Origin of the sequence: Streptomyces sp. NPDC005551 (assembly GCF_042871785.1) — a bacterium.
Classification (GTDB): domain Bacteria; phylum Actinomycetota; class Actinomycetes; order Streptomycetales; family Streptomycetaceae; genus Streptomyces.
The window spans coordinates 14,769-33,813 of record NZ_JBIAJE010000015.1; the positions used below are offsets into that span (position 1 = coordinate 14,769).

19 protein-coding genes are annotated in these 19,045 nt (G+C 71.7%); 8 read left to right on the plus strand and 11 right to left on the minus strand.

What is annotated here, in order from left to right:
• Window positions 1-88: 88 nt before the first annotated feature.
• Together ACFYP4_RS31915 and serB are read left to right on the plus strand one after the other, a co-directional pair.
• Entirely contained in the window at window positions 89-2,158 is a 2,070-nt protein-coding gene (locus ACFYP4_RS31915; RefSeq protein ID WP_388790188.1) for a streptophobe family protein, read from the plus strand.
• 282 nt (window positions 2,159-2,440) lie between these two features.
• Window positions 2,441-3,655 carry a phosphoserine phosphatase SerB gene (gene serB / locus ACFYP4_RS31920; protein WP_358853440.1) on the plus strand — a complete coding sequence of 405 codons (1,215 nt, stop codon included), beginning with the start codon at window positions 2,441-2,443 and terminating at the stop codon, window positions 3,653-3,655.
• An 84-nt stretch (window positions 3,656-3,739) separates the two neighbouring features.
• Here serB and ACFYP4_RS31925 read toward each other — a convergent pair whose 3' ends face one another.
• The 4 genes from ACFYP4_RS31925 to ACFYP4_RS31940 all read right to left on the minus strand — a co-directional run bounded on the left by ACFYP4_RS31925 (window position 3,740) and on the right by ACFYP4_RS31940 (window position 6,642).
• Window positions 3,740-4,258, minus strand: a complete 519-nt coding sequence (locus ACFYP4_RS31925; RefSeq protein ID WP_358853439.1) for a histidine phosphatase family protein — start codon at window positions 4,256-4,258, stop codon at window positions 3,740-3,742.
• Window positions 4,259-4,512: 254 nt separating this feature from the next.
• The gene (locus tag ACFYP4_RS31930; protein ID WP_388790192.1) at window positions 4,513-4,719 is read right to left on the minus strand and encodes a hypothetical protein; all 207 of its coding nucleotides are present in this window, start codon (window positions 4,717-4,719) and stop codon (window positions 4,513-4,515) included.
• Window positions 4,720-4,887: 168 nt separating this feature from the next.
• Window positions 4,888-5,004 carry an SGM_5486 family transporter-associated protein gene (locus ACFYP4_RS31935; RefSeq protein WP_358853437.1) on the minus strand — a complete coding sequence of 39 codons (117 nt, stop codon included), beginning with the start codon at window positions 5,002-5,004 and terminating at the stop codon, window positions 4,888-4,890.
• 69 nt (window positions 5,005-5,073) lie between these two features.
• On the minus strand, window positions 5,074-6,642 hold the full coding sequence (locus ACFYP4_RS31940) for a CynX/NimT family MFS transporter (RefSeq protein ID WP_388790195.1): 1,569 nt from the start codon (window positions 6,640-6,642) through the stop codon (window positions 5,074-5,076).
• 103 nt (window positions 6,643-6,745) lie between these two features.
• On the opposite strand from ACFYP4_RS31940, the gene ACFYP4_RS31945 reads away from it, so the two are divergent.
• Window positions 6,746-7,447 (plus strand): FadR/GntR family transcriptional regulator, encoded by a 702-nt coding sequence (locus ACFYP4_RS31945; protein WP_388790198.1) that lies wholly within the window; start codon window positions 6,746-6,748, stop codon window positions 7,445-7,447.
• A 9-nt stretch (window positions 7,448-7,456) separates the two neighbouring features.
• Here ACFYP4_RS31945 and ACFYP4_RS31950 read toward each other — a convergent pair whose 3' ends face one another.
• The 3 genes from ACFYP4_RS31950 to fabG form a co-directional block, all read right to left on the minus strand.
• The gene (locus ACFYP4_RS31950) at window positions 7,457-7,816 is read right to left on the minus strand and encodes a hypothetical protein (RefSeq protein ID WP_358853435.1); all 360 of its coding nucleotides are present in this window, start codon (window positions 7,814-7,816) and stop codon (window positions 7,457-7,459) included.
• Window positions 7,817-8,016: 200 nt separating this feature from the next.
• The gene (fabI, locus tag ACFYP4_RS31955; protein ID WP_358853434.1) at window positions 8,017-8,784 is read right to left on the minus strand and encodes an enoyl-ACP reductase FabI; all 768 of its coding nucleotides are present in this window, start codon (window positions 8,782-8,784) and stop codon (window positions 8,017-8,019) included.
• A 5-nt stretch (window positions 8,785-8,789) separates the two neighbouring features.
• Entirely contained in the window at window positions 8,790-9,509 is a 720-nt protein-coding gene (gene fabG / locus ACFYP4_RS31960) for a 3-oxoacyl-[acyl-carrier-protein] reductase (protein ID WP_358853433.1), read from the minus strand.
• A 272-nt stretch (window positions 9,510-9,781) separates the two neighbouring features.
• Here fabG and ACFYP4_RS31965 point away from each other — a divergent pair, with 272 nt between their 5' ends.
• From ACFYP4_RS31965 to tyrS, 3 genes are read left to right on the plus strand one after another with little or no spacing between them, the layout of a single operon-like run.
• A complete protein-coding gene (locus ACFYP4_RS31965; protein ID WP_358853432.1) occupies window positions 9,782-11,305 on the plus strand; it encodes a TldD/PmbA family protein in 1,524 nt (507 codons plus the stop codon).
• Window positions 11,302-12,705: a metallopeptidase TldD-related protein gene (locus tag ACFYP4_RS31970; RefSeq protein WP_388790203.1), complete on the plus strand. Its 1,404-nt coding sequence runs from the start codon at window positions 11,302-11,304 to the stop codon at window positions 12,703-12,705. The genes ACFYP4_RS31965 and ACFYP4_RS31970 overlap by 4 nt, the downstream gene beginning before the upstream one ends.
• A gap of 57 nt (window positions 12,706-12,762) precedes the next feature.
• Complete coding sequence (gene tyrS, locus ACFYP4_RS31975) at window positions 12,763-14,031, plus strand: tyrosine--tRNA ligase (protein ID WP_388790206.1); 1,269 nt, start codon at window positions 12,763-12,765, stop codon at window positions 14,029-14,031.
• Window positions 14,032-14,131: 100 nt separating this feature from the next.
• On the opposite strand, the gene ACFYP4_RS31980 is transcribed toward tyrS, so the two are convergent.
• Window positions 14,132-14,410 carry a GlsB/YeaQ/YmgE family stress response membrane protein gene (locus ACFYP4_RS31980; protein WP_358853429.1) on the minus strand — a complete coding sequence of 93 codons (279 nt, stop codon included), beginning with the start codon at window positions 14,408-14,410 and terminating at the stop codon, window positions 14,132-14,134.
• Window positions 14,411-14,654: 244 nt separating this feature from the next.
• Between ACFYP4_RS31980 and ACFYP4_RS31985 the strand changes: the two genes are divergently transcribed.
• Both ACFYP4_RS31985 and ACFYP4_RS31990 read left to right on the plus strand, forming a co-directional pair.
• Complete coding sequence (locus ACFYP4_RS31985) at window positions 14,655-15,050, plus strand: DUF3099 domain-containing protein (RefSeq protein ID WP_358853428.1); 396 nt, start codon at window positions 14,655-14,657, stop codon at window positions 15,048-15,050.
• A 223-nt stretch (window positions 15,051-15,273) separates the two neighbouring features.
• Window positions 15,274-15,516, plus strand: coding sequence for a hypothetical protein (locus ACFYP4_RS31990; RefSeq protein ID WP_388790210.1), 243 nt, complete (start codon window positions 15,274-15,276; stop codon window positions 15,514-15,516).
• 108 nt (window positions 15,517-15,624) lie between these two features.
• Here the strand turns inward: ACFYP4_RS31990 and moaA are convergent, their stop codons facing one another.
• The 3 genes from moaA to ACFYP4_RS32005 all read right to left on the minus strand — a co-directional run bounded on the left by moaA (window position 15,625) and on the right by ACFYP4_RS32005 (window position 18,766).
• Complete coding sequence (gene moaA / locus ACFYP4_RS31995; RefSeq protein ID WP_358853426.1) at window positions 15,625-16,614, minus strand: GTP 3',8-cyclase MoaA; 990 nt, start codon at window positions 16,612-16,614, stop codon at window positions 15,625-15,627.
• Between the two features lie 170 nt (window positions 16,615-16,784).
• Window positions 16,785-18,413: a cation acetate symporter gene (locus ACFYP4_RS32000; RefSeq protein ID WP_388790215.1), complete on the minus strand. Its 1,629-nt coding sequence runs from the start codon at window positions 18,411-18,413 to the stop codon at window positions 16,785-16,787.
• Window positions 18,410-18,766, minus strand: a complete 357-nt coding sequence (locus ACFYP4_RS32005) for a DUF485 domain-containing protein (RefSeq protein ID WP_358853424.1) — start codon at window positions 18,764-18,766, stop codon at window positions 18,410-18,412. The genes ACFYP4_RS32000 and ACFYP4_RS32005 overlap by 4 nt, the downstream gene beginning before the upstream one ends.
• Between the last annotated feature and the right edge of the window lie 279 nt (window positions 18,767-19,045).

Sequence of the window (19,045 nt, forward strand, 5' to 3'; positions counted from 1 at the left end):
GGGGTGGAAACCGGCCCGGAGAGTGGTAATCCCCCGCGAGGGGGGACATCCGCGGTGCATCGCCGCGACGCGGGCCGGGGGGCTGACGATGGGTATGGAGAGCGCGGAGCACCACAGGAACGTGCCCTGGGGGGAGGTGCTGATCGCCGCGATCGCCGCCGTGAGCTGGGCTTTGATCGGAATGGCGGGCACGGCCGCGCTGGGGCTGCACCTGCTTCGGGCGGACTCGGCCGGCTCGCTCGGTCCGATGACCGCGGCGGTCGTGGTGCTCGGGGCGGGCGGTTCGGTGACGCCGTCCGGGGACGTCTCGGCCTTCGGCCTGGACGGAGCGGAGGCCACGACCGCCATCGAGATCACGCCACTGGGCGTGAGCCTCGTGGGCGCGCTGCTGCTCTCCTGGTTCTTCCTGCGTTCCCTGCGCGGGGCGCGGGTCGTGCTCCCCGCGTCCGAACTGGCGGCCCGCGCGGGCGCCGTGGTCGTGCTGTTCGTGGCCACGCTGGGCGGGCTCGCCTGGGCCGGTCACGACGTCATCACGATCGACGGCGGGGAACTCGGTCTCGACAAGGTGCCGGGCGGCGGCCTCGACGACCTCACGGACGAACTGCCCGGCGGTCTCGGGGACATCGGCGGACTGCTGCCCGACCGGGTCGGCGACCTGGTGGACGCGAAGGCGGCCGTCGGCTTCACCGTCGACACGGCGCCCACCCTGCTCGGCGGCGCCGCATGGACCGCAGGAGTCCTGCTGATCGCGCTGCTCGCGTCGCGCCGCACTCCCCTGCCGCGTGGCTGGGACGCCGTGCACCGGGTGGTACGCCCGGCCACGTCCGCGCTGGTGACGGTGTTACTGGTTTCGGTCGCCGCGGGGTTCGCGGCGGCGGCGTACGCGATGGCCGGTGACGACCACCCGAAGCGGATCGCGGGTGCCGCGCTGCTCGGCGCGCCCAACGGGGTGTGGCTGGGCGTTCCGCTCGGCCTCCTCGTGCCCTGGGACGGACAGGCCACGGGCGAACTCGCCAAGGTGCTGCCCGACCCCCTCGACGAGTTGCTGAGCATCAGTGCCGACGAGCCCGTCACGCTCGGCAGGATGGCCGAACTGGACGGCAGGGTATGGCTGTTGGGGGTCGCGGCCGCGCTCATGATGCTGTTCGCGGGAGTACTGGCGGCGGCGCGTACGCCGGGGGCAGGGGATCGGAGCGGCGCCCGCCGGGGAGAACCGGGAGCGCCGGCGGGCGTACGGGGTCGGGGCGCCCTCGGCTTCGCGGGGCGCTGCGCCCTGCCGCTCGGGATCGTGACGGCGGTGGCGCTTCCGCTGCTGGCCCGGCTGACGGACGTGTCGGTGGACGCCTCGCTGTCGGTGCTCGGGTTCGACGCGTTCGGCGCCGGGACAGAACTGCACGGGCACGCGGTGACGGCGTCGCTGCTGGGTGCCGCGTGGGGTGCGGGGGCGGGAGCCGGCGGGGCGCTGCTCGCGTACGCGACGGGGGCCGCCGGACGGCGGGCCGCGCCCTTGGCGCTTGCGGCGGCACGGAGTGACGCGGGCATCGAGGTGACCGGGGAACGTCCGGGGTTCCCGGAGCACTCCCCGGAGCGGGTCGCGGAGCCCGGGCCCTATCACCCGGGTGCGCCGTTCCGGCCGTCGAACCCCGACACCAATCCCTATCTGCGGGTACCGGACGAACTGCGCGAGCCGCAGGACGCGCGCCCGGCCGAGGGCACGGGACCGTGCGGCGGGGGCTCCGGACCTCCGCGTGACGGGCAGCCGGCCGGGAACGCCGGACGAGGGGGAGCCTCACGGCAGAGCGGCTCCCACGGCGAGGGCGGGGCCGGCGGCGAGGGCGGTACGGGGCAGCGGCCCGCACCGGGCTCCGGGGCGGGAGACCGGCCGCCCCGGGACCCCGGGGCGGGAGAGCGACCGCCGGCTCGGGCCGGACGACGGCACGGTCCCGAGCCGTACGGCTGCGACCCCGAGCAGGAGGGACGGGCGCCCGAGGACGTGTACGGAGCGCCCACGGTGATCAGGCCGGTCACGCCACCGCCGCGAGCACCCCGGCAGCGGCCTCCGTCGCGGGGCGGGGCTCTGATGCCGCCGCCTCCACCACCACCGCCGCCACCCCCGAGGAAGGGGTCACCTCCCCCGCCGCCGGAACGGCACGACTAGGCCGTGTCCGCAAAGTCCCGCCTGTTCCGCGACGCCTGGCACGACCTGGAGCCTCCTCCCACGACGAACGTCACGTTCTCCGCGGGCCTGCTCGCGCGGGGCGCGCCGACCGGGCACGGGGCACCCCCTGGCACCGAGCCCGGCGCCCGGGCACCGCGCGGCACCGGGCACCCGTCACCGGCGAGCAAGGCCGGGGTCGTCCGCCCGCCACGTACTGTTCGCTGTCCGCCAGACGGACCTCGGCGGCGAAAGGCACTGCGTGCCGGATACGGTGGGACCACCATGAGCGCTTCGCAGACCTCTGACGTCCCCACCCTCCTCGTCAAGATCTTCGGCAAGGACCGGCCCGGCATCACCGCCGGCCTCTTCGACACCCTCGCCGCCTACTCCGTCGACGTGGTCGACATCGAGCAGGTCGTCACCCGTGGCCGGATCGTCCTGTGCGCGCTCGTGACCGAGCCGCCCGCCGGGCTGGAGGGTGACCTGCGGTCCACCGTCCACAGCTGGGCGGAGTCCATGAAGATGCAGGCCGAGATCATCTCCGGGCTCGGCGACAACCGGCCCCGCGGCCTCGGACGCTCGCTCGTCACCGTCCTCGGGCGTCCCCTCACCGCGGAGTCGACGGCCGCGATCGCCGCCCGGATCACCGACACCGGCGGCAACATCGACCGGATCTTCCGGCTCGCCAAGTACCCCGTGACGGCGGTCGAGTTCGCGGTGTCGGGTACGGAGACCGGGACACTGCGCACCGCGCTGGCGACCAAGGCCGCGGCGCTCGGCGTCGACGTCGCGGTGGTCTCGGCGGGACTGCACCGGCGCGCCCAGCGGCTCGTGGTCATGGATGTCGACTCGACCCTCATCCAGGACGAGGTGATCGAGCTCTTCGCGGCGCACGCCGGCTGCGAGAAGGAGGTCGCCGAGGTGACCGAGGCCGCGATGCGCGGCGAGCTGGACTTCGAGCAGTCCCTGCACGCGCGTGTGGCCCTGCTGGCGGGGCTGGACGCGTCGGTGGTGGACAAGGTGCGCAGCGAGGTGCGGCTGACGCCGGGCGCGCGCACCCTCATCCGCACGCTCAAGCGGCTCGGCTTCCAGGTCGGGGTCGTCTCGGGCGGGTTCACCCAGGTCACGGATGACCTGAAGGAGCGGCTCGGCCTGGACTTCGCGCAGGCCAACACGCTGGAGATCGTCGACGGGAAGCTGACGGGCAGGGTCACCGGCGAGATCGTGGACCGGGCGGGCAAGGCGCGGCTGCTGCGCCGGTTCGCCGCCGAGGCGGGGGTGCCGCTGGGCCAGACGGTGGCGATCGGTGACGGCGCCAACGACCTCGACATGCTGAACGCGGCCGGACTCGGGGTCGCGTTCAACGCCAAGCCGGTCGTCCGTGAGGCCGCGCACACGGCGGTGAACTTCCCGTTCCTCGACACGGTGCTCTATCTGCTGGGGGTCACCCGCGAAGAAGTCGAGGCCGCGGACACCAACGACGACGACTCGTTCTGATCTTCGCGCTCGCCCCGGCCGGCCCTCCGGGTGCCTGGCACGCGGACGGGAGCCGTGGCGGCCGCCCGTCCGCGTGGTGGCGGGTTACTCCGACGGGGCCCAGTAGTCGACCAGGGTGGCCACGCCGGGCTCCAGGGTCTTCCAGGGGCCGGTGAAAGTGAGTACGGCGAAGGCGGCGGTCGGGAAACCGCGGCTGCCCATGCGGGCCCGGACATCGCCCTCGGACTGGCCGGCGAGGATGTCGGCGAGGCCCTGCACGCCGGGGTTGTGACCGATCAGGACCACGTCCTGCACGTCGTCGGGTGTCTCGTTCAGCACGGCGATCAGCTCACCGGGCGAGGCCTCGTAGACCCGCTCCTCGTAGACCGTCTTCGGCCGGTGCGGCAGCTCGTGGACGGCGAGCTTCCAGGTCTCGCGGGTCCGGGTCGCCGTGGAGCAGATGGCCAGGTCGAGGGGGACGCCCGCGTCGGACAGCTTGCGTCCGGCGACGGCGGCGTCCGTGCGGCCCCGGTCGGCGAGCGGCCGCTCGTGGTCGGAGATCTGCGGCCAGTCGGCTTTCGCATGCCGGAAGAGGACGATCCTGCGGGATTCTGCGACGCTCATGCGTCCCAGCTTCGCACGAAACACGCCACGGGGCGCAGGGAGTTGAGCCGCTCCCGTGGCAGGGGTGCCGGTCCTTCCCCACGGGTCACAGCAGCACTGCTGCCGCACCGGGCCGCGAGGCGGCCGGCCGACGCGTGCCCGTCCATACTTCCCGAGAATCGCGCGCCGCGCCTGCCGGCGAGACCACCCGCCGGCAAGACCGCCCGCCGGTCGGGGCACACGCCTGTCGCCGGGGTGGCCGTCCGGCGCAACCTTCAGCGGAGGACCGCTTCCTGGAAACGCTCGACGACGTGGGCGAGGGCGGGGGCACCGGACGCGGCGTGCGCGTCGGACGGATTGACTATCAGCGCCAGCAGCGCGACGAACGCCAGGACCGGAAGCGCGAGGGCCCACCAGGGCAGTCGCATGTCGACGCCGCCCGTGGTCACCGGGTGGGTCCGGATGTGCGTGGGGGCCGGCATGACGCCTCCGTGGTCCTCGAGTGTCCGTGGGCCGCGTCCTCGCGACCACACCTCGAAACTACGGAATCCGGCGCCCGCGCCCCATCCGGCGGTCCACCCACTTCACCCTGACACTCGCCCCCTAGGGGACGGTGGGGCTACCCCCACCACCGACGGCGGACGAAGCGGTCACGGGGAGGCGATCGACGCGATGACGCCGATGATCACGGTGATGGCCAGCATCGCGCCGAGCACGAGCAGCAGCTTCTTCTGGCCGTTCTGGGGGTTCGGGTCGAGCACAGGCATGCGGCCAGTCTCGCACCTGCCGCGCCCGTCCCCGCCCACGGGGTCGCCCACTCCGGCCCTCGTGAGGGGTCAGCGCCGGGCCTCGTCCTCCACGATGCGGTTGCGGCCCGCCAGGATGCCCACGGCGATCTGCGGGACCATCAACCCGGCCATCAGCGCGATCGGCAGGCCCCAGCCGCCGCTGTGCTGGTAGAGCACGCCCACCAGGAGCGGGCCGGGGATCGAGATGAGATAACCGGTGCTCTGGGCGAAGGCGGACAGCTTGGCGACGCCCGCGCCGGTCCTGGCCCGCATACCGACCATGGTGAGGGCCAGCGGGAAGGAGCAGTTGGCGACCCCGAGCAGCACCGCCCACGCCCAGGCGCCGGCGGCCGGGGCCAGCCACAGGCCCGCGTACCCGGCGAGACCGCTGATCCCGAGGGCGATCACGATCGGCCCCTGGTTCGGCAGCCGGGTGGCGAGGCTCGGGATGACGAACGCCAGCGGCACGCCCATCACCATGGTGACCGCGAGCAGCACACCGGCGGTGCCGGCCGGCACTCCGGCGTCGCGGAAGATCTGCGCCATCCAGCCCATGGTCACGTACGCGGCGGTGGCCTGGAGGCCGAAGAAGACGGCGAGCGCCCAGGCGGTACGGCTGCGGGTGATCCGCAGCCCCTCGGCCGCCCCGCGTCCGACGGCGGCCGCGGAGACCGCCTCGCCGGGGCCCGCCGCACGTCCGGAGGCGCCGGCCGCGGAGGCCTTCGTGCCGCTCACCGTGGAGGCCGTGGTGCCGCCGGCCACGGGACGCGGCTCAGCGACGCCCGCGGAAGCCCGAACTCCCCCGGCCGGGGAGGCCTGCTCGCCATCGGCCCCGGGCGTTCCCCTCTGGCCGGCCGCCGGCACTCCCCCGCCGCCCGTCGTCCCGGAATCGGCCGGCCGCGCGCGCAGCAGCGGTATCCAGGGCAGTACGGCGGCGGCCGCGAGGGCCGCCCATACGGTGAGCCCGGCCCGCCAGCTGCCGCCCAGCGCGTCGGTCATGGGCACGGTGACCGCGGCGGCGGACGAGGTGCCGAGCGCGAGTGCCATCGAGTACAGGCCGGTCATGGAGCCCACGCGGTCCGGGAACCAGCGCTTGACGATCACCGGCATCAGGACGTTGCTGACGGCGATGCCCATGAGCGCGAGAGCGCTGCCCGCCAGGAAGCCCGCCGCGTTGCCCGCGTACGGCCGGACGGCCAGGCCCGTGGCGATGGCGGCCATTCCCGCGCAGACGACCGCGCCGGGACCGAAGCGGCGGGCCAGGCGCGGCGCCATCACCCCGAACACGGCGAAGCAGAGCGGCGGCACGGAGGTGAGCAGACCGGCGACGCCGGCACTCATCCCGAGTCCGTCGCGCACCTCTTCGAGGAGGGCGCCCAGGCTGGTGATGGCGGGCCGCAGATTGAGGGCGGTGAGGACGATGCCGACGACCACCAGCCGCGTCGTCCACGCGCGCGGGGCGGGCACCTCGTTGCCGGCTCGGGGAACCGGGGCGGACGCCGGAGTCTGCCGCCCGGTTCGTCCGGACGACGGATCCTCGGGGCCGGTGACCCCGGAACCGCGTATCGCCCTGGGTGTCCTCGTCCGCGTCCGCTCGCTTGCCATGCCCGCCATCATAGAATCATGGGATGATTGGTTGTCCACTTCCGTTCGTGTCCGCCCGCCTGCGTTACTCTCCGGAGCCTGCGGTCCCGCAGGAAGGCCCGTAGGAAGGACCGTCATGCCGCTGAGCCACCCCCGCCGGTCGGCGCTGTCCGAGCAGGTCATCGGCGAGCTGCGGAACCAGATCACCTCCGGTGAGTGGCCCGTCGGCTCCCGCATTCCCACCGAGCCGGAGCTGGTCGAGCAGCTGGGCGTGGCCCGCAACACGGTCAGGGAGGCCGTCCGGGCGCTCGCGCACAACGGGCTGCTGGACATCCGCCAGGGGTCGGGCACCTACGTCGTGGCGACCAGTGAGCTGGCGGGCGTCATGCACCGGCGGTTCGCGGACGCCGACCCGCGGCACGTCGCGGAGCTGCGCTCCACGCTGGAGTCCAGTGCCGCCCGGCTGGCCGCCGAGCGGCGCACCGAGCGCGACCTCAAGCAGCTCCACGCCCTGCTCGTGCGGCGTGACGAGGCCTGGGAGTCGGGCGACGCGGAGGCCTTCGTGACGGCCGACGCGACCTTCCACCTCGCGGTGGTGGCCGCTTCGCACAACGAGGTCATGACCGGGATGTACGCGGACCTGGGCGAGGTCATGCGCGACTGGCTGCGCGAGGACGTCGGCGAGAGGCTGACGCCGGAGACGTACATGGACCACACCCGGCTCCTCGACGCGATCCGGGCGGGCGACGCGGCGACGGCCGGGACGGAGGCCGCGGGCTACCCGTTCCAGTGCCGCCCGGGCAGGTTCAAGGACCCGGACGTCACCACCGGCGGCTGACGGGCACCGTCATTTCCCGTGACTGACCCACGCCGAGCGGATCTCCTTCCAGCAGCGCCCGGTCAGCCGTACGGTCTCGGCGGGCCCGGCGGCGACCGGGGCCCCGTCGCTGTCGATGTCCCACCAGCGGTCGCACTCGACGTGCAGGCTGACCCGGTCCGTCTCGGGATACGGGTTGTGGCAGTAGGCGGTCACCCGGGAGCCCAGCACGTGGGTGCGGCACGAGGCCCCGAAGGGTCTTTCGTCGGGCACGCGCACGTGGAGGCCCGTTCCGGGCGAATGCGGGGAGTGCGAGGCCGCGTCGTCGGGCAGGGCGACGGGGAGAACCAGCGCGGCCAGTACCGGGGCGAATCGGTGGAAAAGGCGCACAAGGGGGACCTCCTCGGCCGAGCTCGGGAGGAAACCGCGTCCGGAGTGCGGGGTGAACGCGTACTCCATAGTGCCTGGTCACCGGCGTCCGCCGCCCGGCCGATGGGTCCGAACGGGTGACGCCCCGCTCCCCGCACCTGCGGGAAACGGGGCGTCACCTGTTCGGACCAGGCCTTCGACCCGTCCGGGGGACCGGGCGGTCAGGCGCCGATCGCGTGCAGGCCGCCGTCGACGTGGATGATCTCGCCGGTGGTCTTCGGGAACCAGTCGCTCAGCAGGGCGACGATGCCGCGGCCGGCCGGCTCCGGGTCCTTCAGGTCCCACTCCAGAGGCGCGCGGGAGTCCCACACCGCGGCCAGCTCGCTGAAGCCCGGGATGGACTTCGCGGCCATCGAGCCGATCGGGCCCGCGGAGACGAGGTTGCAGCGGATGTTCTGCTTGCCCAGGTCACGCGCCATGTAGCGGCTGGTGGCCTCCAGGGCGGCCTTCGCCGGGCCCATCCAGTCGTACTGCGGCCAGGCGTACTGCGCGTCGAAGGTGAGGCCGACGACGGAGCCGCCGCTCTGCATCAGCGGCAGGCACGCCATGGTCAGCGACTTCAGGGAGTACGCCGAGACGTGCATCGCTGTGGCGACCGACTCGAACGGGGTGTTGAGGAAGTTGCCGCCGAGCGCGTCCTGCGGCGCGAAGCCGATGGAGTGCACGACGCCGTCGAGCCCGCCCAGCTCCTCACCGACGATGCCGGCCAGGCGCCCCAGGTGCTCGTCGTTGGTGACGTCGAGCTCGATGACCTTGGTGGGCTTGGGCAGCTTCCTGGCGATGCGCTCGGTCAGCGTGGGCCGCGGGAACGCGGTCAGGATGATCTCGGCGCCCTGCTCCTGGGCCAGCTTCGCGGCGTGGAACGCGATGGAGGACTCCATCAGTACGCCGGTGATGAGGACGCGCTTGCCCTCGAGGATTCCGCTCATGGTGATCAGTGACCCATTCCCAGTCCGCCGTCAACCGGGATGACGGCTCCAGTGATGTAAGAGGCGTCGTCGGACGCGAGGAACCGCACCGCCGCGGCGATCTCCTCCGGCCGCGCGTAGCGGTTGAGGGGCACCTGCTTGACGATGCCCTCGCGCTGCTCGTCGGTGAGCACCTTGGTCATGTCGGTGTCCACGAAGCCGGGCGCGACGACGTTGAAGGTGATGTTGCGCGAACCCAGCTCACGGGCGAGGGAACGCGCGAAGCCGACCAGGCCGGCCTTGGAGGCGGCGTAGTTCGCCTGGCCGGGGCCGCCGTACAGGCCGACGACGGACGAGATCAGGACGACCCGGCCCTTCTTGGCCCGCAGCATGCCGCGGTTGGCGCGCTTGACGACACGGAAGGTGCCGGTGAGGTTGGTGTCGAGGACGGAGGTGAAGTCCTCCTCCGACATGCGCATCAGGAGCTGGTCCTTGGTGATGCCCGCGTTGGCGATGAGGACCTCGACCGGACCGTGCTCGGCCTCGATCTCCTTGTAGGCCTGCTCCACCTGCTCGGTGTCGGTGATGTCGCACTTGACGGCCAGGCAGCCCAGCTCCGTGAGGGCGGCCGGCGGCTCGCCGGAGCGGTATGTGATGGCGACCTTGTCGCCGGCCTCGGCGAACGCGCGGGCGATGGCGAGGCCGATGCCCCGGTTGCCTCCGGTGACGAGAACCGAGCGGCTCAACGGATCACCCTTTCGATAGCGGTCTGACTCGTCCGCCCGGACAGCTGGATCGACCAGCTGGATCGACAGGCGGCTTTCTCGAAAACCTATCGGTCCGGGCCCGTCGACGGACAATCGGGCACCGACAGTGGCGTAGGGGGACTCACTGTCGGGTCTCTACAGAAAGTCACGGTCCCGGGCCGGAAACCTGTGGTCCGCGGGCGCGATGGGCGACATGATCGGAGCGACCGCAGAGCACGGCGACCACCGTCAGTCCACAGAAAGAGACCCAGGTGCCTCATTCCATCGACGAAGCCTTCACGGCACTACCTCTGCGCGCCCTCGCCGACGCGGCGCTCGCCCGCGCGCGGGCGCTCGGCGCCGTGCACGCCGACTTCCGTTTCGAACGGGTGCGCAGCGCGTCCTGGCGGCTGCGGGACGCCAAGCCGGCGGGGTCGTCGGACACCACCGACCTGGGGTACGCGGTGCGGGTGGTGCACGGCGGCACGTGGGGATTCGCGTCGGGCGTGGACCTGACGATGGACGCCGCCGCGAAGGTGGCCTCGCGGGCCGTGGCGATGGCGAAGCTGTCGGCGCGGGTGATCGAGGCGGCCGGTTCCGACGAGAGGGTGGAGCTGGCGGACGAGCCGGTGCACGCCGACCGGACCTGGGTCTCCGCGTACGAGATCGATCCCTTCTCCGTACCGGACGAGGAGAAGTCCGGGCTGCTGGCGGACTGGAGCGCGCGGCTGCTGGCCGCCGACGGGGTCAGCCACGTCGACGCCTCCCTGCTGACCGTGCACGAGAACAAGTTCTACGCCGACACCGCGGGCACGGTGACCACGCAGCAGCGCGTGCGGCTGCACCCGCAGCTGACGGCCGTCGCCGTCGACGAGTCCAGCGGCGAGTTCGACTCGATGCGCACGATCGCGCCACCGGTCGGGCGGGGCTGGGAGTACCTGACGGGCACCGGCTGGGACTGGGAGTCCGAACTCGCGCGCATTCCCGGCCTGCTCGCCGAGAAGATGCGGGCGCCCAGCGTGGAGGCGGGCGTGTACGACCTGGTCGTCGACCCGTCCAACCTGTGGCTGACCATCCACGAGTCGATCGGCCACGCCACCGAGCTGGACCGCGCGCTGGGTTACGAGGCGGCGTACGCGGGGACCTCCTTCGCGACCTTCGACCAGCTGGGCAAGCTCAAGTACGGCTCCGAGCTGATGAACGTCACCGGCGACCGGACCGCCGAGCACGGCCTCGCGACCATCGGGTACGACGACGAGGGCGTCGCCGGGCAGTCCTGGGACCTCGTCAAGGACGGCACGCTGGTGGGCTACCAGCTGGACCGGCGCATCGCGAAACTGACCGGCTTCGACCGGTCGAACGGCTGTGCCTACGCCGACTCCCCCGGGCACGTGCCCGTGCAGCGCATGGCGAACGTGTCCCTCCAGCCGGATCCCGCCGGGCTGTCCACCGAGGACCTGATCGGCAGCGTCGACCGCGGGATCTACGTCGTCGGTGACCGGTCCTGGTCCATCGACATGCAGCGCTACAACTTCCAGTTCACCGGCCAGCGGTTCTTCCGGATCGAGAACGGCCGGCTGACGGGGCAGCTGCGGGACGTCGCGTACCAGGCGACGACCACCGACTTCTGGGGTTCGATGGCCGCGGTGGGCGGCCCCCAGACGTATGTGCTCGGCGGCGCCTTCAACTGCGGCAAGGCCCAGCCGGGCCAGGTCGCGGCGGTCTCGCACGGCTGCCCGTCCGCCCTCTTCAAGGGCGTGAACATTCTCAACACCACTCAGGAGGCGGGCCGATGACCTCGCGTACGCACGGTACGGACAAACCGCACGAGATCGTCGAGCGCGCCCTCTCCCTGTCCCGGGCCGACGGCTGCGTGGTGATCGCCGACGAGCAGTCGACCGCCAACCTGCGCTGGGCGGGCAACGCGCTGACCACGAACGGCGTGACCCGCGGGCGTACGCTGACCGTCATCGCCACCGTGAACGGCCGGGAGGGCACGGCGTCCGGCGTCGTCTCCCGCTCGGCGGTGACGCCCGACGAACTGGAACCGCTGGTGCGGGCCGCCGAGGCCGCCGCGCGCGGCGCCGGCCCCGCCGAGGACGCCCAGCCCCTCGTCACGGGTGTCCCGGAGTCCCCGGACTTCACGGACGCGCCGGCCGAGACCTCCTCCTCCGTGTTCACGGACTTCGCGCCGGCGCTCGGCGAGTCGTTCGCCCGGGCCCGTGCGGGCGGGCGGGAGCTGTACGGCTTCGCCAACCACGAGTTCGTGTCCAGCTACCTGGGCACGTCGACGGGGCTGCGGCTGCGGCACGACCAGCCCAACGGGACGCTGGAGCTGAACGCCAAGTCGCCGGACCGCACCCGCTCGGCGTGGGCGGGCCGCTCCACCCGCGACTTCAAGGACGTCGACCCGGCGGCCCTGGACGCGGAGCTCGCGACCCGGCTCGGCTGGGCGGAGCGGCACCTCGACCTGCCCGCCGGGCGGTACGAGACGCTGCTGCCGCCGACCGCCGTGGCGGACCTGCTGATCTACCAGATGTGGTCGGCGGCGGCCCGGGACGCGGCCGAGGGGCGGACGGTCTTCAGCAAGCCGGGCGGCGGCACCCGCGTCGGCGAGCGGCTCAGCGAGCTGCCGCTGACCCTGCGCAGCGACCCCTGCGAGCCGGGCCTGGAGAGCTCCCCGTTCGTACTGGCGCACTCCTCCGGGGACGACGCGTCGGTGTTCGACAACGGGCTGCCGCTCCGGGCCACCGAATGGATCGCCGAGGGCCGGCTCCGGCATCTGTCGACGACCCGGCACAGCGCGGCCCTGACCGGTCTGCCGGTGGCTCCGTCGATCGGGAACCTGATCCTGGACGGGGGTGACGACCGCTCCCTGGAGGAGATGGTCGCGAGCACCGGGCGCGGCCTGCTGCTGACCTCGCTCTGGTACATCCGCGAGGTCGACCCGGCGACGCTGCTGCTCACGGGGCTGACCCGGGACGGGGTGTACCTGGTGGAGAACGGCGAGGTCGTCGGCGAGGTGAACAACTTCCGGTTCAACGAGTCGCCGGTCGGTCTGCTGGGCCGGGCCACGGAGGCGGGGCGCACGGAGAAGACGCTGCCCCGGGAGTGGAGCGACTGGTTCACCAGGGCCGCTGCGCCGGCCCTGCGGGTGCCCGACTTCAATATGAGCTCTGTCAGCCAGGGCGTATAACCTCGTAGCCGGCGGCTGCCCGGCTGCCCGACATCATCCCGAGGAGATACGAGAACCGTGACGGACATCGTCGACGAACTGAAGTGGCGCGGGCTGATCGCCCTCTCCACCGACGAGGACGCACTGCGCAAGGCGTTCGCGGACGGTCCTGTCACGTTCTATTGCGGCTTCGACCCGACCGCGCCCAGCCTGCACCTCGGCAACCTGGTGCAGATCCTGACGATGCGCCGCATCCAGCAGGCGGGCAACCGCCCGCTGGGCCTGGTCGGCGGGGCGACGGGACTGATCGGCGACCCGAAGCCGAACTCGGAGCGCACGCTCAACGCTCCCGAGGTCGTCGCCCAGTGGGTGGAGCGGCTGCGCGCGCAGATCGCCCCCCTGCTGGACTTCGAGGGTCCGAACGCCGCGGTGATGGTGAACAACCTGGACTGGACCCAGGGCATGTCGGCCATCGAGTTCCTGCGCGACATGGGCAAGCACTTCCGGGTGAACAAGATGATCGCGAAGGAGGCCGTCTCGCGGCGGCTGAACTCCGACGCGGGCATCAGCTACACCGAGTTCAGCTACCAGATCCTCCAGGGCATGGACTTCCTGGAGCTCTACCGCAGGTACGGCTGCACGCTGCAGACCGGCGGCAGTGACCAGTGGGGCAACCTCACCTCGGGCACGGACCTGATCCACCGGGTCGAGCCGGCGGCCGTGGTGCACGCGCTGGGCACCCCGCTGATCACCAAGGCGGACGGCACCAAGTTCGGCAAGACGGAGTCAGGCACGGTCTGGCTGGACCCCGAGATGACGACACCGTACGCCTTCTACCAGTTCTGGCTGAACGCGGACGACCGTGACGTCTCCAAGTTCCTGCGCATCTTCAGTTTCCGGTCCCGCGCCGAGATCGAGGAGCTGGAGCGGCAGACCGAGGAGCGGCCGCAGGCCCGTGCCGCCCAGCGCGCGCTGGCCGAGGAGCTGACCACGCTGGTGCACGGCGCGGGCCAGACGGCCGCCGTCGTCGCCGCTTCCCGTGCCCTGTTCGGCCAGGGAGAGCTCGGCGACCTCGACGAGCCGACGCTGCGGGCGGCCCTGTCCGAGGTGCCGCACATCCAGGTCGCCGCGCTCGGTTCCGTGGTGGACCTCTTCGCGGAGGTCGGTCTTGTGGCCAGCAAGTCGGCCGCGCGGCGCACGGTCAAGGAGGGCGGCGCGTACGTGAACAACGTGAAGGTCGCCGCCGAGGACGCGGTCCCCGCAAAGGAGGACCTGCTGCACGGCCGCTGGCTGGTGCTGCGCCGGGGCAAGAAGAACCTGGCGGCGGTGGAGGTCACGGGCGCCTGAGCGCGCCCTGGCGAGCCACGTGCACGCGAGAGCGGGGGCGGTCCCGTCACGGGACCGCCCCCGCTGTCTGAGTCCCGCGGGGGACGGCGGGCCGGGTGTCTCAGGCGCGCTGCCGGCGGTTGCCCCGCAGAGACATGTAGAGCATGTCGCCGAAGAAGACGATGACGATCGCGGCGATGAGCTGGAGTGCGTGCCGCCCCCAGTCGATGCCGCTGGTCTCGTCGATGCCGACCGCCCTGGCGATGGCGTTGCCGACGACGGCCCCGAGGATGCCGAAGATCGTGGTCAGCCAGAGCGGACTGTGCTGCTTGCCGGGAATGATGGCCTTGGCCAGCAGACCCAGCACGAATCCCACGACGATGGCCCACAACCAGCCCATGGCTCTGCCTCCTAGTACGGCTCCACGTGAGCATTTCGGCCAGTCTCGGTCCGCGGGCCGTACGCCGCATGTCGGGCGAAGCCATACGCGGTACGGCGCAGTCCGCCCCCGGCCGCGCCGTGCCCCCGGTCTCCAGGACGGTCAGGACGCGGCGTACCGTGGAAGGCGTTCCGGACCCGGTCCTGACCGGGTCCGGGTGGTACGGACCGGGGAGCGTCCGACACAGGCAAGGCGGTGGAATGTGATGCGGAAGCAGAACAGTGGCCAGGTCTTCCGGATCACAGGAGCCAGGCAGGGACTCGACGAGGACGTCCGCGGGCGGCAGCGGCGCTACGTCATCTCGATGACCGTACGCACGATCGCGGTGGTCCTCGCCGCCACCCTCTGGAACGTGGAACGGCACGTCGCGATCGTCGCCCTGGTGCTCGGGGGGCTCCTCCCCTACGTCGCTGTGGTGATCGCCAACGCGGGCCGGGAGAACGCTCCGTCGCTCCCTTCCACGTTCGTCACCGTCCCCGTGCGGCCGATGATCGCACCCCCGGCGGAGGGGCCCTCGGAACCCGTTCCGGAATCTGTGCCGGGGGACGCGCCGACGGATGCCGGGGCGGAATTCCGGGGCGAACCGCACGAGCGGACCTGACCGTCGCGGAGTACCGGAATCCGGAACGGGACCGGGCGCCGGGGCGAGTACAAAGCTCAGGAAAAGCTCAGATCAATCATGGAGTTCAGGTGCCGGGCAGCGGGTCCCCCGTGACATACTTCGTACGCGCTCCGCATCCCCCGTCGGAGCGACGGACCGACGCCGGGCAGCTCCCCCCGTGGCTGCTCGGCGTCGCCTTTGGGGGGCCGTTTAGGGTGAGGGCGTGAACCTCCCGCTCCCCGACTCCGCCCCCTCCGTACCGCAGTGCTCCGCCAAGGGCTGCCGCGCCGACGCCGTGTGGGTGCTCGCCTGGAACAACCCGAAGCTGCACACGCCCGAGCGCCGCAAGACATGGCTCGCGTGCGAGGAGCACCGGGAGCACCTGTCACAATTTCTGAGCCTGCGCGGCTTCCTGAAGGACGTGGTGCCGCTCGCCGAGTGGGAGACGGCAGAGGGCGGGAACTAGGGCCAGTCCCGAGGCAGACGGGAAGCGTCGGACAGGCCCTTGGGCCTGTCGCTCCGGTCGGCCAGGACGAACCGTCGGCCACAGCCGGCCCGATCCGAACGACAGACCCTATCCGCCGATCGCGGACATCGGGCGCTCCGGCTGGAGGAACGACGGGTCGTCGAGGCCCGACCCCGCCTTCTTGCCCCACATCGCGGCACGCCAGATGCGGGCGATCTCCTCGTCGGGGGCGTCCGAGCGCAGGGCCGCCCGCAGGTCGGTCTCCTCGGTGGCGAACAGGCAGGTGCGGACCTGGCCGTCGGCCGTCAGCCGCGTACGGTCGCAGGCCGAGCAGAAGGGGCGGGTGACCGAGGCGATCACGCCGACCCGGTGCGGGCCGCCGTCGACGAGCCAGCGCTCCGCGGGGGCCGAACCGCGCTCACCGGCCTCCTCCTCGGTCAGCTCGAAACGGGTGCGCAGCGAGGCGAGGATGTCCCCCGCGGTGACCATGCCCTCCCGCTTCCAGCCGTGCTGGGCGTCCAGGGGCATCTGCTCGATGAAGCGCAGCTCGTAGTCGTGCTCGACGGCCCAGGCGAGCAGGTCCGGGGCCTCGTCCTGGTTCAGCCCCGGCATCAGGACCGAGTTGACCTTGACGGGGGTCAGGCCGGCGTCGCGGGCGGCTTCGAGGCCTTCGAGGACGTCCTTGTGGCGGTCGCGTCGGGTGAGCGTCTTGAAGACGTCGGGGCGCAGGGTGTCGAGGGAGACGTTGACCCGGTCCAGGCCGGCCGCCTTCAGGGCGGCCGCGGTGCGCTTGAGCCCGATGCCGTTGGTCGTCAGGGACATCTGGGGGCGCGGCCCGAGGGCCGCGACGCGCTCCACGATGCCGACCAGGCCGGGCCGGAGCAGGGGTTCGCCGCCGGTGAAGCGGACCTCGGTGATCCCGAGATCGCCGACCGCGATCCCGATCAGGCGGACGATCTCGTCGTCCGTGAGGAGGTCGGGCTTGGCCAGCCACTGCAGGCCTTCTTCGGGCATGCAGTACGTGCAGCGGAGATTGCAGCGGTCGGTCAGCGAGACGCGCAGGTCGGTGGCCACTCGGCCGAAGGTGTCGATGAGCACGTGGGCCCCCCTCCCTCGATGCGGATCACAACGTCGGACAGCTCCGAGCCTACGCGACGGCACCGACAACGGCGGGGGCCCGATCCCACGAGGTACGGCGCGGCCCCGTCGTAGAGACCTACCAGTGGTGATCCACCGGGTGTCCACGACGGGGCCGCCGGGCGGGCGGATCAGTGCGCTCCGGTGCCCGTGAGGGAGCGGACCTCCAGCTCGGCGTACTTGCCGGCGTCGGGCTCCTCCTTGGACACGAGCGTGCCGATAAAGCCCAGCAGGAAGCCGACCGGGATGGAGATGATGCCGGGGTTCTCCAGCGGGAACCAGTGGAAGTCGACGTCGGGGAACATCGAGGTCGGCTTTCCGGAGACGACCGGTGAGAACAGCACCAGGCCGACGGCGGTGACGAGGCCGCCGTAGATCGACCAGAGGGCTCCCTGGGTGGTGAAGCGCTTCCAGAAGAGGCTGTAGAGGATCGTCGGCAGGTTGGCGGAGGCGGCGACCGCGAAGGCGAGGGCGACCAGGCCGGCCACGTTCAGGTCGCGGGCGAGGGCGCCGAGGCCGATCGACACCACACCGATGGCGATCGTGGCGTAGCGGGCGGCCCTGACCTCCTCCTTCTCGGTGGCGTCGCCCTTCCTGATCACGTTCGCGTAGATGTCGTGGGCGAACGAGGAGGACGAGGCCAGCGTCAGTCCGGCGACGACCGCGAGGATGGTGGCGAAGGCGACCGCCGAGATGGTGGCGAGCAGGATCGCTCCCCAGGTCGAGTCCACGCCGCCCAGGTGCAGCGCGAGCAGCGGGGCGGCCGTGTTGCCGGCCTTGTTGGAGGCGATGATCTCCTCCGGCTTGATGAGCGCGGCGGCGCCGAAGCCGAGCGCGATGGTCATCAGGTAGAAGCCGCCGATGATGCCGATGGCCCAGTTCACGGACTTCCGCGCGGCCTTGGAGTTCGGCACCGTGTAGAAGCGGATCAGGATGTGCGGCAGGCCGGCGGTGCCGAGGACCAGCGCGATGCCCAGGGAGATGAAGTCCACCTTGGAGGTCGAGGTCGCGCCGTACTTGAGGCCGGGTTCCAGGAACGACTTGCCCTTGCCGCTGTTGTCGGCCGCGGAGCCGAGCAGGTCGGAGATGTTGAAGTTGAACTTCAGCATCACCAGGAAGGTGATCAGGATGGTGCCGCCGATGAGCAGCACGGCCTTGATCATCTGCACCCAGGTGGTGCCCTTCATGCCGCCGATCGTGACGTACACGATCATCAGGACGCCGACCAGGGCGACGATGGCGACCTTGCCGCCGTCGCTGGTGATGCCGAGGAGCAGCGACACCAGGACGCCCGCGCCCGCCATCTGCGCCAGCAGGTAGAAGATCGAGACGACGATCGTGGAGGTGCCGGCCGCCGTCCGCACCGGGCGCTGGCGCATCCGGTAGGCGAGGACGTCGCCCATCGTGTAGCGGCCGGAGTTGCGCAGCGGCTCGGCGACCAGGAGCAGCGCCACCAGCCACGCCACCAGGAAGCCGATGGAGTAGAGGAAGCCGTCGTAGCCGAAGAGGGCGATGGCGCCGGCGATGCCGAGGAAGGACGCGGCGGACATGTAGTCGCCGGAGACGGCGAGTCCGTTCTGGAAGGCGCTGAACTGGCGTCCGCCCGCGTAGAAGTCGGCGGCGCTCTTGGTCTGGCGGCCGGCCCAGACGGTGATGACGAGGGTGGCCACGACGAAGACGGCGAACAGGGAGATGATCAGCGGCCGGTGCTCGCTCGCCTCGCCCGCCGCGAGCTGGACCTGGGTGATCGCGGGGCTCATGCGCCGCCCTCCATCCGGGACTTGATCGCCTCGGCCTTGGGGTCGAGCTCGGCGGCGGCGTGCCGCGAGTACCACCAGGCGATGAGGAACGTGGTGAGGAACTGGGCGAGACCGAGCACCAGGGCGACGTTGATGTTGCCGAAGAGCCGGGTGCCCATGAAGTCGCCCGCGTAGTTCGAGAGCAGGACGTACAGCAGGTACCAGGAGATGAAGCCGACGGTCAGCGGGAAGGCGAAGGACCGGTGCGAATGGCGCAGTTCACCGAACTCCGCACTCTGCTGGACCTCGACGAACTCCTCGGTGGAGGGGAGCGGGGGTTGGGATTTCGAGGGGGGCGGTGCGTCGGTGGCCACGGAGTCTCCTCGTGGTGCGGTTGCGACGGTGGACGGTTTCGCCGAGGGGGACGGGGACGAACTGGGCACGGACATGGGCGGCTTGACCTCACAGTGACGTGGATCACGTGAACCGGGAGGTGATGTTAGGGCCCCCGAGCGTGATCCGACAGGGGGCTCGATCGTGCTCGTGCGCCCTGCTCAAGGTCACGGCGCCACGCGTGGACCGGTTCAACTCACCTGAGTTCTTTCGGAAGTCGTCGCCGGATTTCATTGCTGGCCAGCTGGGGCGGGGGATAG

Coding starts and splice junctions, on each gene's coding strand:
- ACFYP4_RS31915 (WP_388790188.1), top strand. CDS start 89: ATGGGTATGGAGAGCGCGGAGCACCACAGGAACGTGCCCTGGGGGGAG.
- serB (WP_358853440.1), top strand. CDS start 2,441: ATGAGCGCTTCGCAGACCTCTGACGTCCCCACCCTCCTCGTCAAGATC.
- ACFYP4_RS31925 (WP_358853439.1), bottom strand. CDS start 4,258: ATGAGCGTCGCAGAATCCCGCAGGATCGTCCTCTTCCGGCATGCGAAA.
- ACFYP4_RS31930 (WP_388790192.1), bottom strand. CDS start 4,719: ATGCCGGCCCCCACGCACATCCGGACCCACCCGGTGACCACGGGCGGC.
- ACFYP4_RS31935 (WP_358853437.1), bottom strand. CDS start 5,004: ATGCCTGTGCTCGACCCGAACCCCCAGAACGGCCAGAAGAAGCTGCTG.
- ACFYP4_RS31940 (WP_388790195.1), bottom strand. CDS start 6,642: ATGATGGCGGGCATGGCAAGCGAGCGGACGCGGACGAGGACACCCAGG.
- ACFYP4_RS31945 (WP_388790198.1), top strand. CDS start 6,746: ATGCCGCTGAGCCACCCCCGCCGGTCGGCGCTGTCCGAGCAGGTCATC.
- fabI (WP_358853434.1), bottom strand. CDS start 8,784: ATGAGCGGAATCCTCGAGGGCAAGCGCGTCCTCATCACCGGCGTACTG.
- ACFYP4_RS31970 (WP_388790203.1), top strand. CDS start 11,302: ATGACCTCGCGTACGCACGGTACGGACAAACCGCACGAGATCGTCGAG.
- ACFYP4_RS31980 (WP_358853429.1), bottom strand. CDS start 14,410: ATGGGCTGGTTGTGGGCCATCGTCGTGGGATTCGTGCTGGGTCTGCTG.
- ACFYP4_RS31985 (WP_358853428.1), top strand. CDS start 14,655: ATGCGGAAGCAGAACAGTGGCCAGGTCTTCCGGATCACAGGAGCCAGG.
- ACFYP4_RS32000 (WP_388790215.1), bottom strand. CDS start 18,413: ATGAGCCCCGCGATCACCCAGGTCCAGCTCGCGGCGGGCGAGGCGAGC.